We start from the raw sequence: 13438 nt of genomic DNA, 5'->3' as shown, positions 1-13438 counted from the left end.
TGTCCCTTCCGCCGCTGATCAGTGGCAGGGGAAGCCGAGCAGGTGCCGTGCGTCGTGGATGAATTCGTGCACGGTGGTGTTGTCCGCCCCGAACACCGATGTGGCGCCCTGATCGAAGCCGACGAAGTAGAGCACCAACAGCGCGAGGAACGCGGTCGCCGACAGCCAGACCGCCGCGCGGGTGGCGGACAGGTCGATGGCGGGAACCCTGGTCTTGTGGGCGTGCGGTGAGGTCATGGGGAGGTCCTTCCCGGGATTTCGCGTCCCGTCAGAGGCGAGGCAGGCATCGGGTCTGACTTTCACAGTGGCGCGACCGTCTGGAGTTTCACCAGATTCCTTCGCTTGCCGATTACATCGCACATCTTAGGCACGAGGTGTCCGATTTGCCGCGCTCACCCCGCCAACGCGTCAGGCGGGACACGACAACGGGCGGCCACCCGAAGGGTGACCGCCCGTTGTGTTGGGTCGTTACTCCGCGGCGCTCGGGGCGCCGGCGGCGCCGGCCTGCGCCAGATCCGCCTCCGCGTCCTGGGGCCGCTTCGGTCCACCGGAGAAGACGAACCGGGCATCCTCGCCGGTACCGGTGCCGTCCCAGCCCTCGACGTCGACCGTGACGTGCTGACCCGGACCGACCTCTTCGAAGAGGATCTTCTCCGACAGCTGGTCCTCGATCTCGCGCTGGATGGTGCGCCGCAACGGGCGGGCACCGAGCACCGGATCGAAGCCGCGCTTGGCCAGCAGCGCCTTGGCGTTGTCGGTCAGCTCCATCGTCATGTCCTTGGCCGCCAACTGCTTGGAGACCCGGCTGATCATCAGGTCGACCATCTTGATGATCTCGTCCTGCGTCAGCTGGTGGAACACGATGATGTCGTCGATGCGGTTGAGGAACTCCGGCCTGAAGTGCTTCTTCAGCTCGTCGTTGACCTTCTGCTTCATCCGCTCGTAGTTGTTCTCGCCACCGCCCTGGGTGAAGCCGAGGCCCACCGCCTTGGAGATGTCGGACGTCCCGAGGTTCGAGGTGAAGATCAGCACGGTGTTCTTGAAGTCGACCGTGCGGCCCTGACCGTCGGTCAGGCGACCGTCCTCGAGGACCTGCAACAGGCTGTTGTAGATCTCCTGGTGGGCCTTCTCGATCTCGTCGAACAGCACGACGCTGAACGGCTTGCGGCGCACCTTCTCGGTGAGTTGGCCGCCCTCCTCGTAGCCGACGTACCCCGGAGGGGCACCGAACAGCCGCGAGGCGGTGAAGCGGTCGTGGAACTCACCCATGTCGATCTGGATGAGCGCATCGTCGTCACCGAACAGGAAGTTCGCCAGCGCCTTGGAGAGCTCGGTCTTACCGACACCGGACGGGCCGGCGAAGATGAACGAGCCCGACGGGCGCTTGGGGTCCTTCAGGCCGGCGCGGGTGCGGCGGATCGCCTTGGAAACCGCCTTGACCGCATCCTCCTGGCCGATGATCCGCTTGTGCAGCTCCTCCTCCATGCGGAGCAGACGGGTGGTCTCCTCCTCGGTGAGCTTGAACACCGGGATACCGGTCCAGTTGCCCAGGACCTCGGCGATCTGCTCGTCGTCGACCTCGGCGACGACGTCGAGATCGCCACTGCGCCACTGCTTCTCGCGCTCGGCCCGCTGGGCGACCAGTTGCTTCTCGCGATCGCGCAGGCTGGCTGCCTTCTCGAAGTCCTGCGCGTCGATCGCGGACTCCTTCTCCCGGCGGGCGTCGGCGATCTTCTCGTCGAACTCGCGCAGGTCCGGCGGTGCGGTCATCCGGCGGATGCGCATCCGGGCGCCGGCCTCGTCGATCAGGTCGATCGCCTTGTCCGGCAGGAACCGGTCGTTGATGTACCGGTCGGCCAGCGTGGCGGCCGCCGCGATGGCGCCGTCGGTGATCGACACCCGGTGGTGTGCCTCGTAGCGGTCGCGCAGACCCTTGAGGATCTCGATGGTGTGGGCGACCGTCGGCTCGCCGACCTGAACCGGCTGGAACCGGCGCTCCAGGGCGGCGTCCTTCTCGATGTACTTGCGGTACTCGTCGAGGGTGGTCGCGCCGATCGTCTGCAGTTCGCCGCGGGCCAGCTTCGGCTTCAGGATGCTGGCCGCGTCGATCGCCCCCTCGGCGGCACCCGCGCCGACGAGCGTGTGCAGCTCGTCGATGAACAGGATGATGTCGCCGCGGGTGTTGATCTCCTTGAGCACCTTCTTCAGGCGCTCCTCGAAGTCACCGCGGTAGCGGCTGCCGGCCACCAGGGATCCGAGGTCGAGGGTGTAGAGCTGCTTGTCCTTGAGCGTCTCGGGCACGTCGCCGTGGACGATCGCCTGCGCCAGCCCTTCGACGACGGCGGTCTTGCCGACGCCGGGCTCGCCGATCAGCACCGGGTTGTTCTTGGTGCGGCGGGACAGCACCTGCATGACCCGCTCTATCTCCTTCTCGCGACCGATGACGGGGTCGAGCTTGCCCTCCATCGCGGCTGCGGTCAGGTTGCGGCCGAACTGGTCGAGGACCAGGGACGTCGAGGGGTTGCCGGACTCGCCGCCGCGGCCACCGGCACCGGCTTCCGCGGCTTCCTTGCCCTGGTAGCCGGACAGCAGCTGGATGACCTGCTGGCGCACCCGGGTCAGCTCGGCCCCGAGCTTCACCAGCACCTGCGCCGCAACGCCCTCACCTTCGCGGATGAGGCCGAGCAGGATGTGCTCGGTGCCGATGTAGTTGTGGCCCAGCTGCAGCGCTTCGCGCAGGGACAGCTCGAGCACCTTCTTGGCGCGCGGGGTGAAGGGAATGTGACCGGAGGGTGCCTGCTGGCCCTGGCCGATGATCTCCTCGACCTGGCTGCGCACGCCCTCCAGGGAGATGCCCAGCGACTCCAGCGACTTGGCCGCTACACCCTCACCCTCGTGGATGAGTCCGAGCAGGATGTGCTCGGTGCCGATGTAGTTGTGGTTGAGCATCCGGGCTTCTTCTTGCGCCAGGACGACGACCCTGCGGGCACGGTCGGTGAAACGTTCGAACATCGGTGGTTACCTGCTCTCCATCGCATGAGTGGAACAGGACGTTCCGAAAGCGGCGCTTCCGAAATGCACTGCACCTGCCGTCCACTGTATCGGGCGGCTGCATCGGGTGCGGTGGTTGGCGGTCGCTTCCACCAACCGGCGGGCCCCGACATTGAGCCCTGTACCCGACACTGCTCATGCCAACGCTGCACGTGCGCGATTCGTTTCCGCGAATTGATGACGAATTGATTCGCCGGGAGCGAAAAGCGGCCACCGATCGGCCACCGATCAGCCGGTGGTGGCCAGGTAGCGGCTAGGTAGCGGCGTGGAATGCGTCGATGACGTCGGCGGGGATGCGTCCGCGGGTGGAGACGTTGTGACCGTTGCGGCGCGCCCAGTCCCGGATGGCGGCGCTCTGCTCACGGTCGATGGCGCCACGGCTCTTGGCCGGCCCGGTGGCCCGGCCACCTCGGCGTCGTCCGCCCACCCGGCGCCCGGCGTCGACCCACTGTTTGAGATCGTTGCGCAGTTTGGTGGCGTTCTTGGACGACAGGTCGATCTCGTAGCTCACGCCGTCGATCCCGAATTCGACCGTCTCGTCCGCCGTTCCTTCACCGTCGAAATCATCGACCAACGTGACGGTGACCTTTTTCGCCATCAGACCTGTGACCCTTCTGCTGCGCATCGCGGATAGTTCCGCCCATCCGAATTAACCGGTTCCAATGTGCCATAAGTGGCTTTAGCTTTCAACGACCGGGTATGTCGCGCGATCAGTTGGTGTGACGCCGAACAATCGGAAACAAAACTGTTTCCCTAATTGACAGCCCGGTCAGCGCCATGAGAAGGCGATCGATACCCATTCCGGTACCAGTGGTCGGCGGCATACCGTACTCCAGCGCAGCCAGGAAATCCTCGTCGAGAACCATTGCCTCGTCATCGCCGGCCGCCGCCGCGCGCGCTTGGGCCTCGAATCGCTGCCTTTGAATTACCGGGTCCGTCAATTCCGAATAGCCGGTCGCCAACTCGAACTTGCGCACATAGAGATCCCACTTTTCGGTGACGCCCTCGATGCTGCGATGCGAGCGGGTCAACGGTGTTGTCTCGACCGGGAAGTCCTTCACGAACGTCGGGGCCCAGAGCGCGTCGCCGACGGTGTGTTCCCACAGTTCTTCGACCAATTTCCCGTGGCCGTAGCCGCGGTCGCGCGGAATCTCCAGGCCCAGCCGTTCGGCGATTCGCCACAGTGCATCCGCCGGGGTGGCGGGCGTTATCTCCGTACCGAGCGCCGTGGACAGCGAGGGATACATTTCGACGACATCCCACTGACCGTCCAGATCGTAGACCGAACCGTCCGGCAATGGCACTTGTCTGGTGCCGACAGCTTCGTCGGCTACCTCTTGAATGAGTTCACGCGTGACGGTCGCGGAATCGTTGTAGTCGCCATAGGCCTGATAAGTCTCGAGCATCGCGAATTCCGGGGAATGCGTCGAATCGATGCCTTCGTTGCGGAAGTTGCGATTCAGTTCGAAGACCTTCTCGAATCCGCCCACCAGCGCACGCTTGAGGAACAGTTCCGGTGCGATGCGCAGGTATAGGTCGGTGTCGAGAGCATTCGAGTGGGTGACGAACGGCCGGGCGGCCGCACCGCCGGCCAGGGTCTGCAGCATCGGGGTTTCCAGTTCGAGGAATCCCCGGCGCTCCAGCGCGTTGCGCACCGCCCGCACGACCGCGACCCGCTGCCGGGCGATGGTCCGCGCCTCCGGACGGACGATCAGATCCACGTAGCGTTGCCGCACGCGGGATTCCTCGCTCATCTCCTTGTGCGCGACGGGCAGCGGGCGCAGCGCCTTGGCGATGATCCGCCAGTCGTCGGCGAGCACACTCAGTTCACCGCGGCGCGACGTGATGACCTGGCCGTGGACGAACACGATGTCCCCGAGGTCGACGTCGGCCTTCCACGCGTCGAGCGACTCCTGACCGACCTCGGCGAAGCTGATCATGACCTGCAGCTGGGTGCCGTCCCCCTCCTGCACGGTCGCGAAACAGAGTTTGCCCGAATTACGCGCGAACACCACACGTCCCGCGATGCCAGCGTACTCACCGGTCTGCGTGTCGATCGGCAGGTCGGCGAACGCCTCGCGGAGCTCGGCCAGGGTGTGGGTGCGGGGAACGTCGACCGGGTACGGGTCGCGGCCCGCGGCCAGCAGTCGTTCCCGCTTGGCCTGACGGATCCGGAACTGCTCGGGGATGTCGGATTCCGGCGAAACGTCGCCACCGTCGGCTGGTGTCACGGGGTGCCAGCTTATCGGCTTTTCGCGGACCCAATTCCACGCCTTTAATGAACCCCATGGCGCATCCGATCGACCGCGACGCCGTCGCCGCCCTGTCGGCCGAACCACTGGACTGGCGGTTCAGGGGGCTGCCCGCCGATTGGTGGGGGCAGTCGGTGGCCCAGGTGTGCGCCACCCGGCCCCGGCTGTTGGGCGCGGGCGCCGTAGGCCCGGTGTGCACCCTGCAGGCGTCGGCCCTGACCCACAACCTGACCACGATGGCTCGCTGGTGCCGCGAGCGTGGGGTCGCGCTCGCGCCGCACGGGAAGACCCACATGGCCCCGCAGCTGCTGACCCGTCAGCTCGACGCCGGAGCCGTCGCGATCACCGCGGCCACCATCGACCAGGTGCGGATGCTGCGGGCGTTCGGGGTGCGCAAGGTGGTGCTGGCCAACCAACTCGTCGACGCGGCGGGCTTGGCCTGGTTGGCCGGTGAACTGGCCGCCGACCCAGGGTTCGGGTTCGTCTGCTGGGTGGATTCGGTGCGCGGAGTCGAGCTGATGTCGGCGGCGCTGGCAGGCTCGGCGCGGCAGGTCGACGTCTGCGTCGAGGTGGGGATGGACCACGGGCGGACCGGATGCCGAACCGCCGGGGACGCCGACGCGGTCGCCCGCGCCGCGGCGGACTCGGCTCAGCTGCGGTTGGTCGGGGTGGCGGCCTATGAAGCGGCGCGCGGACAGCAGCGCAACGCCGAGGCCGTCGCCGTCGTGGACGGTTACCTGGCCGAGGTCCGGTCGGCCGTGCTGCGGCTGGCCGGCCTCGTCGAGAGCGACGAGATACTCGTCACCGCCGGCGGCAGCACCTATTTCGACCGCGTCGCCGACGCCCTGACCGACTGGCCGACCGGACTCGCGGTCCGCACGGTGCTGCGCAGCGGCTGCTATCTCATCCACGACGACGGGCTCTACCACCGCACCTCACCGCTGCGCGCCGATCTGCTGCCCGCGATGAGCGTGTGGGCCCAGGTGGTCTCCCGCCCGGAGGCCGGGCTGGCCCTGGTGACGATGGGCCGCCGCGACGTGTCCTTCGACCAGGGACTGCCGGTGCCGCGGACGTTGCCCGGCGCCCGGGTGACGCAGCTGCACGACCAGCACGCGTTCCTCGAACTCGGCGGGCACGAGGTCGGCGTCGGCGAGTGGCTGCAGTTCGGGTTGTCGCATCCGTGTACGACGTTCGACAAGTGGCGGATGATTGCGGTGCTGGACGACGACGGCCGGGTCGTCGACCTCATCCGCACCTTCTTCTAGCGCTTGCGATCGCGGTTGCGTTCGTAGACCAGTCGCAGTCCGCTCAGTGTCAGATGACGGTCGTAATGGGCGACGGTGCGGACGTCGGGCAGGATCTGCGGCGCTGTGTGGCCGGTCGCGATGACGGCCACATCGGCACCGGAGAAGCCGTCGACGTCCTCGCGGATGCGGTTGACCAGACCGTCGACCAGACCGGCGAATCCGAACACCGCACCGGCCTGCATGCACTCGACGGTGTTCTTGCCGATGACCGACCGCGGCCGGGTCAACTCGACGCGGCGCAGCGCCGCCGAGCGGGCCGCCGCGGCGTCCGACGACACCTGCACACCCGGGGCGATGGCGCCGCCGAGGAACTCCCCCTTGGCCGAGACCACGTCGACGCAGATCGACGAGCCGAAGTCCACCACGATGGCCGCCGACCCGAAGCGGTGATAGGCGGCCAGACAGTTGACGATCCGGTCGGCGCCAACCTCCTTGGGGTTGTCGACCAGCAGCGGGATGCCGGTGCGCACCCCGGGTTCGATCAACACCTGCGGCACCGAAGGCCAGTACTGCTCGAGCATCAGCCGCACCTCGTGCAGTACCGACGGCACGGTCGACAGGCCCGCCGCCCCGGTCAGGCGTTCGGAGTCGTCGCCGATGAGCCCGTCGATGGTGAGCGCCAACTCGTCGGCGGTGACCTCAGCTTCGGTGCGAATCCGCCACTGCTGCACCACTTTCGCGTGGTCACCTGAGCCCGAGACCAGGCCGACGGTGGTGTGGGTGTTACGAACGTCGATCGCGAGGAGCAATCAATTCCTCCACGGCAACTGATGGTCGGCCGAGGCGACCCGGGGGTGACCGTCGATGCCGCCGGACGCACCGATGTCGATGGCGATGTTGTCCAGCAGGCGGGTCCGGCCCAGCCGGGCGGCCACCAGCAGACGCGCCGCACCCTCGGCCGGCGCCGGCCCCAGCATGGGGTCGCGGATCTGCAGATAGTCGACGTCGATGGACGGCACCTCGTCGAGGACCGCCCGCGCCGCGTCGAGCGCGGCGGCCGCTCCCCCGGACGCGGCGTACATCCCGGCCAGCAGCGCGGCCGAGAGCGCGCCGGCGTGTTCGCGTTCGACCGGGTCGAGGTAACGGTTGCGCGACGACAGCGCCAACCCGTCGGCCTCGCGCACGGTGGGCACCCCGACGATCTGGGTGTCGATGTCGAGATCGGTGACCATCTGCTTGATCAGCACCAGCTGCTGATAGTCCTTTTCGCCGAAGAACGCCCGGTCCGGTCGCACGATGTTCAGCAGTTTGCCCACGACCGTCAGCACCCCGGCGAAATGGCCGGGGCGCGAGGCGCCCTCGAGTTCGGCACCGACCGGCCCCGGCTGGATCGAGGTGCGGGGTCCGTCGGGGTACATCGCGGCGGGCGTCGGGGTGAAGGCCACCTGCACGCCGTCCTCGCGCAGCAGGTCCAGATCATCGTCGAGGGTGCGCGGATACGCGTCGAGATCCTCGTTGGCGCCGAACTGCAGCGGGTTGACGAAGATCGACACCACCACCACCGCACCCTGCACCCGTTTGGCGTGCCGGATCAGGGTGAGATGACCCTCGTGCAACGCGCCCATGGTCGGCACCAGCATCACGCGGCGCCCGGTGGTGCGCAGGGCCCGGGTGACGTCGGCGACATCGCGCGGCGAGCTGTAGACGTTGAGGTCGTCCGGCGCGAATTGCGGAGGCCGGCGGGCGATCACGAGCGCCCCGTCAGGACCGCGAACACGTCCGCGGGGGCGTGTGCGCGTTGGGCGGTGCGCAGTGAATCCGCCCGGTAGGCCTGGGCGAGTTGCGGGTCGACCTCGGCGAGGGCCCGCAGATGTCCCGCCACCGCGGGCGCATCGCCGCGGGCCACCGGACCGGTCAGGGCGGCCTGACCCCGTCCCAGCGCGTTCTCCAGCGACGCCCGGGCCAGTGGACCGATCACCCGCTCGGCGAGCCCACCCGGCGCGTCGCCGACGAGCTCCTGGCCGAGCAACTCCTGACCCCACAGCGCCGAACGCAGGGCCTCTACCGCGTCCAGGATGACGGTGACGATGTGGTTGCCACCGTGCGCGAGCGCCGCGTGGTACAGGGTGCGGGCGTCCTCGCGGACCCGGAACGGTTCACCGCCGATCTCCAGCACCAGCGACTGCGCGATCGCATACCCCACGTCGTCGGCGGCGGTGACGCCGAAACAGGTTTCCGACAGCCGGGCGATGTCCTCGTCGGCCCCGGTGAAGGTCATCGCCGGGTGGATCGCCAGCGGGATGCACCCCTGTTCGGTCAGCGGGGCGAGCAGGCCGACACCGTTGGCTCCGGAGGTGTGAGCGACGATGGCGCCGGGCCGCACCGAATTCGTGGCGGCCAGCCCGGCCACCAGGCCGGGCAGTTCGGCGTCGGGCACCGCGAGCAACAGGAGCTCGGCGCGGCCGGCAACCTCGTGGACGGGCAGGACCGCGGTGTCGGGCAACCGCAGCTCGGCCAGCCGGCGGGACCGGTGGCTGATGGCGCTGCAGGCGATCACGACGTGACCGGCCCGTTCCAGGGCCACACCGAGTGCGGTACCCACCCGACCGGCGGAGATCACGCCGACCGACAGCCGGGCCGGACGCAGTCCGTCGAACTGCACCATCGCAGACGACCTCGCACCTCTCGTATTCCTACGTTCCGGTCCCGCGGTGCGGGTACCGGACGGTCGTGAAGCAGATTAGCTCACTCTGCCCGGCGTCGACGACCGCCGCCCGCCGGCGGGCTGCCCTGCAGGCGGGCCAACAGATCGGCCACCGACTGACCACCGGTGTCCTCGATGCTGCGGTGCCGGCGCGCGAGGGCCTGCTCGGTGGGTTCGGCGGCGGGCTCGGAGCTGCGCTCGGCCGGGGGCTCGGCCGGGGGCTCGCTGGTCGAGTCACCGGTGGGCTCGGGTGCGGGGACCACGGGTAGGTGCGGATCGGTCACCTCGGCGCTGGAGACCGAGTGCCTGCCCCGCGGCGGTTCGGGCTCGGCGTCGCTGGTCACCGGTTCGGGCGCCCGTCGGCGGCCGACGTATTCGGGGTCGGCCGCGGGTGAAGCGGACTCCTCGGCCGGTGGGGCCACCCAGTTGCTGCCCGGGGTACCCGCCGGTATCCACTGCCCCTCCGCGGGCGCGGGTCGCCAGTCGGATCCGGCCGGCTCATCGACCCGGTGCCGCCGTCCCGGTCGATCCTGTTGTGCCGCTTGCCCTTCGAAGCCGAGCCGGTGCACTCCACCCTCGAACGACTCGTCGACCGGCGGGGGCCAGGTCGGTTCGGGCGGCTGCGGCTCGGCCGGTACGTCGATGATCGGGCTCTCCTCGGTGCGGTCGTCGACCTCCTCGACGGTGTCCGCACGCACCTCGGCGTCGATCCGACTGCTGCTGACGCGGCCGGTGGTCTCGGCGTCCGCCGCCCACCCGCTGTAGGCGTGGACGCTGCCGCGGTCGTGTTCGATCGCCGGGCGCGCCGCCAGGTCGGTGTCGAAGAGGATCTCCAGATTCGTGCGCAATGCGGCGAGTTCGGCGCGCAGGGCGGCCACTTCGTCGGCGGACTGGGCCTGCAGTTCCGCGGCCAGCTCGCGGCGCAGCTGGGCCTCGACGGTGAGTTCGTACTCACGCCGGGCCGAGATCTCACGGTCGAGCTGCAGATCGTAGACGTACTTCAGGTCGCGGGCCTTGGCTTGGTCCAGATCGCTTTGCCTGCGGTAGATCACCGAGACGAAGGCCGCGACGACGGCGGCCCACAACGCAAGGATGACAGCGAGTTTCAGCAACTCCACCCGGTCGGTGAACACCAGTGCCGAACTTGCTCCGATTGCAAGCACCAGCAACACTGTCATCAGCACCCAGGCCGGCCTGCGGCCGCCGCGCCGGGTGCGCGATCCGCGTGGCAGGACGGTCATGGGGCGACTGTACCTGCCACAGGTCACCGAGCGTGTCGACCGCGGCGGCGATTCGTGCCGCGCCGCGGTGCCGGGTTCAATCGAGTTCGTCGTCCGGTTCGTCCGGAGGCTCCGGCGGCGATTTGCAGCAATGCTGCAGACACAGTCCCGCCGCCATCAGAGCCAGCGCGCTCGCGGCCGCGACCACCACGCCCACGGTGTCCTCACCGGCGGCTCGCAGCACGCCGCGCTGCGGCAGAATCTGTACGAAAACCCCTGCCCACCAGCCGAACACCGGTGCACCCACCCAGGCGGACGCCTTGGCGATCCCGACCGAACGCGCGACCGCCAGCGGATGCAGCCGGCCGGGTCCGTCGCCGATCTCACCGTCGCGGATCTTGGCGCGCACGTTGACCCCCCAGGCCGCCACCGCAACCGCGACGGCGAACAGCGACAGGCCGGTCCAGACGGTGATCGGCGGGAACAGTCGCGGGTAGGCCAACAGCGCCACGACGTATCCCACCACCGCGGCGAGCACCGCCGCGGTGGTCAGGTCACGTTTACGGGTGGGTCCCATCGTCGGCGCCGCTCAGTCCGGTGCCACGCCGGCCCGCAGCGACAGGTCGGTCGAGCGCACCCCCGCGCGCTCGAGCGGATCGAGGTCCTCCAGCCACAGCGACACCGCCCTGGTGGTGTCCGCGACCGTCAGCGTGGCGCCCGGATCCACGGCCAGCCACGGGATGAGCACAAAGGCGCGCAGCTGGGCGTAGGGATGGGGGATCGTCAGATCGGCGGTGTCGCAGCGGATTTCACCGGCCGCGTCATAGCAGGTGATGATGTCCACGTCCAGCGTGCGCGGGCCCCAGCGCTGTTCGCGGATCCGGTCGGCCGCCTGTTCGAACTCCTGGCCGCGGCGCAGCCAGGCGTGGCAGTCCAGGCCGGGGTCCTCGGCGACGAGCACGGCGTTGAGGAACGGTCCCTGGTCGACGCCGCCCCAGGCGTCGGTCTCGTACACCGGTGAGCAGGCCAGCACGGCATCTCCGAGGCCGTCGACGACCGACTGCAACCGCGCCAACCGGTCCCCGACGTTCGAACCGATGGACAACACGACCCGGCTCACTCGGCGCCCCCCGGATCGGTGGCGCGGCTACCGCGCCGGGACCGCCGCGCCACCACCGCGACGTCGGAGAAGCTCAGCGGGATCGGGGCCTGCGGCTTGTGCACCACCACCTCGGCGGCGTGGATACGCTCGTCGGTCATCACGTCTTCGGCGATCTCGGCGGCGACGGTCTCGATCAGGTTGCGCGGCGGACCCGCCACGATGTCCGCGGCGCGGGTCGCCAGACCGCCGTAGTCGACGGTGTCGGCCAGGTCGTCGCTGGCAGCGGCGGCGACCAGGTCGATCCACACCGTGATGTCGACGACGAAGTCCTGCCCGTCCCGGCGCTCGTGGTCGAAGACCCCGTGGTGACCTCGAATGGTCAACCCGCGCAATTCGATTCGATCAGCCATCTCGATCAGCCACCGCCGTCCTCCCAGGCCTCGACCACTTTCAGCGCGTCGACCGACGCGCGCACATCGTGCACCCGCACCCCCCAGGCGCCGTGCACACCGGCCAGCGCGGAGATCACGGCGGTGGCGGTCTCCCGCCCCGCCGGGGGCCGCACCGTGCCGTCGGCACCGGCCAGCAGCGTGCCCAGGAAGCGCTTGCGTGAGGCGCCCACCAGCACCGGGATCCCGGTGGCGACGAGCTCGGGCAGTGCGTGCAGCAGAGCCCAGTTGTGGTGAGCGGTCTTGGCGAAACCGAGGCCGGGGTCGATGACGATCTTGTCGGGCGCGACGCCGGCCGACACCGCCGCATCGACACCGGCGAGCAGTTCGTCGCGCACCTCGGCCACGACGTCGCGATAGCCGGGCACCTGATGGGGCCGGTCGGAATCGACCGAACGCCAGTGCATCATCACCCACGGCACCTCGGCGTCGGCCACCACCGCAGCCATCCCGGGATCGGCCCGTCCACCCGACACGTCGTTGACGATGCGGGCGCCCTGTTCGAGGGCGGCGCCGGCGACGCGGGCGTGCATGGTGTCGATGCTGACCGTGATGTCATGGGCGGCGAGTTCCCGCACCACAGGCAGCACGCGGGCGGATTCGACGTCCGGATCGACGCGGCTGGCACCCGGCCGGGTCGATTCACCGCCCACGTCGATGATCGCGGCGCCTTCGGCGGCCAGCCTCAATCCGTGACTGACGGCGCGCTCGGGGTCGAGGAACAGTCCCCCGTCGGAGAAGGAGTCGTCGGTGACGTTGACGACCCCCATCACCTGCACCCGGGTGGCGTTCACTTACGCAGGATGAGATCCAGCGCCTCGGCCCGCGAGGCCTTGTCGGTCTTGAATTGACCGCGGACCGCAGAGGTGGTGGTCACCGCACCGGGCTTACGGATACCGCGCATCGCCATGCACAGGTGCTCGGCTTCGATCACGACGATCGCCCCGCGGGGGTCGAGCTTGCGCATCAGGGCGTCGGCGATCTGGGCGGTCAGCCGCTCCTGGACCTGCGGCCGCTTGGCGTACAGGTCGACGACTCTGGCCAGCTTCGACAGCCCGGTGACGCGCCCGTCCACCCCGGGGATGTATCCGACGTGGGCGACGCCGTGGAACGACACCAGGTGGTGTTCGCACGTCGAGAACATCGGGATGTCCTTGACCAGCACCATCTCGTCGTGTTGTTCGTCGAAGGTGGTGTTGAGGACTTCGTCGGGATTGGTGTAGAGCCCGGCGAAGATCTCCTTGTACGCACGCGCCACCCGGGCCGGGGTGTCCTGCAGACCCTGCCGGTCCGGATCCTCGCCGATCGCGATGAGCAATTCCCGGACTGCCGCTTCGGCACGCGGCTGATCGAACGCCGCATCGTCGACCGTGGCCGTTCCGTACTGCGACCGCGTCATCGGGGCCTCCTCCA

Annotated in this window: 14 protein-coding genes; 1 reads left to right on the top strand and 13 read right to left on the bottom strand. The window is 68.9% G+C overall.

Translation table 11 applies throughout. The annotated features are described in order from the left end of the window. Window positions 1-18: 18 nt before the first annotated feature. The 4 genes from ACN27E_RS20765 to lysS all read right to left on the bottom strand — a co-directional run bounded on the left by ACN27E_RS20765 (window position 19) and on the right by lysS (window position 5282). On the bottom strand, window positions 19-237 hold the full coding sequence (locus ACN27E_RS20765; protein WP_422744310.1) for a CbtB domain-containing protein: 219 nt from the start codon (window positions 235-237) through the stop codon (window positions 19-21). A 231-nt stretch (window positions 238-468) separates the two neighbouring features. Then, window positions 469-3012 carry an ATP-dependent protease ATP-binding subunit ClpC gene (clpC1, locus tag ACN27E_RS20760; RefSeq protein ID WP_422744308.1) on the bottom strand — a complete coding sequence of 848 codons (2544 nt, stop codon included), beginning with the start codon at window positions 3010-3012 and terminating at the stop codon, window positions 469-471. Window positions 3013-3304: 292 nt separating this feature from the next. Then, window positions 3305-3649 (bottom strand): histone-like nucleoid-structuring protein Lsr2, encoded by a 345-nt coding sequence (gene lsr2 / locus ACN27E_RS20755; RefSeq protein ID WP_422744306.1) that lies wholly within the window; start codon window positions 3647-3649, stop codon window positions 3305-3307. Between the two features lie 112 nt (window positions 3650-3761). Further along, window positions 3762-5282 (bottom strand): lysine--tRNA ligase, encoded by a 1521-nt coding sequence (gene lysS / locus ACN27E_RS20750; protein WP_422750014.1) that lies wholly within the window; start codon window positions 5280-5282, stop codon window positions 3762-3764. Window positions 5283-5338: 56 nt separating this feature from the next. Between lysS and ACN27E_RS20745 the strand changes: the two genes are divergently transcribed. Beyond that, the gene (locus ACN27E_RS20745) at window positions 5339-6568 is read left to right on the top strand and encodes an alanine racemase (RefSeq protein ID WP_422744304.1); all 1230 of its coding nucleotides are present in this window, start codon (window positions 5339-5341) and stop codon (window positions 6566-6568) included. Here ACN27E_RS20745 and ACN27E_RS20740 read toward each other — a convergent pair. The 9 genes from ACN27E_RS20740 to folE form a co-directional block, all read right to left on the bottom strand. Next, window positions 6565-7359 carry a type III pantothenate kinase gene (locus tag ACN27E_RS20740; protein ID WP_422744302.1) on the bottom strand — a complete coding sequence of 265 codons (795 nt, stop codon included), beginning with the start codon at window positions 7357-7359 and terminating at the stop codon, window positions 6565-6567. The genes ACN27E_RS20745 and ACN27E_RS20740 overlap by 4 nt on opposite strands. Continuing rightward, window positions 7360-8301: a pantoate--beta-alanine ligase gene (panC, locus tag ACN27E_RS20735; RefSeq protein WP_422744300.1), complete on the bottom strand. Its 942-nt coding sequence runs from the start codon at window positions 8299-8301 to the stop codon at window positions 7360-7362. Continuing rightward, window positions 8298-9215, bottom strand: coding sequence for a Rossmann-like and DUF2520 domain-containing protein (locus ACN27E_RS20730; protein WP_422744298.1), 918 nt, complete (start codon window positions 9213-9215; stop codon window positions 8298-8300). The genes panC and ACN27E_RS20730 overlap by 4 nt, the downstream gene beginning before the upstream one ends. Before the next feature lie 80 nt (window positions 9216-9295). Then, entirely contained in the window at window positions 9296-10495 is a 1200-nt protein-coding gene (locus ACN27E_RS20725) for a DUF6779 domain-containing protein (protein ID WP_422744296.1), read from the bottom strand. Window positions 10496-10571: 76 nt separating this feature from the next. Further along, on the bottom strand, window positions 10572-11051 hold the full coding sequence (locus tag ACN27E_RS20720) for a DUF3180 domain-containing protein (protein WP_422744294.1): 480 nt from the start codon (window positions 11049-11051) through the stop codon (window positions 10572-10574). Between the two features lie 12 nt (window positions 11052-11063). After that, a complete protein-coding gene (gene folK / locus ACN27E_RS20715; RefSeq protein ID WP_422744292.1) occupies window positions 11064-11594 on the bottom strand; it encodes a 2-amino-4-hydroxy-6-hydroxymethyldihydropteridine diphosphokinase in 531 nt (176 codons plus the stop codon). Further along, window positions 11591-11986: a dihydroneopterin aldolase gene (folB, locus tag ACN27E_RS20710; protein WP_422744290.1), complete on the bottom strand. Its 396-nt coding sequence runs from the start codon at window positions 11984-11986 to the stop codon at window positions 11591-11593. The genes folK and folB overlap by 4 nt, the downstream gene beginning before the upstream one ends. A gap of 5 nt (window positions 11987-11991) precedes the next feature. Then, a complete protein-coding gene (gene folP, locus ACN27E_RS20705) occupies window positions 11992-12819 on the bottom strand; it encodes a dihydropteroate synthase (protein WP_422744288.1) in 828 nt (275 codons plus the stop codon). Continuing rightward, window positions 12816-13424, bottom strand: a complete 609-nt coding sequence (gene folE, locus ACN27E_RS20700) for a GTP cyclohydrolase I FolE (RefSeq protein ID WP_422744286.1) — start codon at window positions 13422-13424, stop codon at window positions 12816-12818. Before folE ends, folP begins: the two co-directional genes overlap by 4 nt. Window positions 13425-13438 lie beyond the last annotated feature (14 nt).

This window comes from Mycobacterium sp. WMMD1722 (genome assembly GCF_049315205.1).
In the GTDB taxonomy this organism is placed as follows: domain Bacteria; phylum Actinomycetota; class Actinomycetes; order Mycobacteriales; family Mycobacteriaceae; genus Mycobacterium.
The sequence above is the reverse complement of the archived record's forward strand: the minus strand, read 5'-3'. Positions and strand labels throughout refer to the sequence as shown.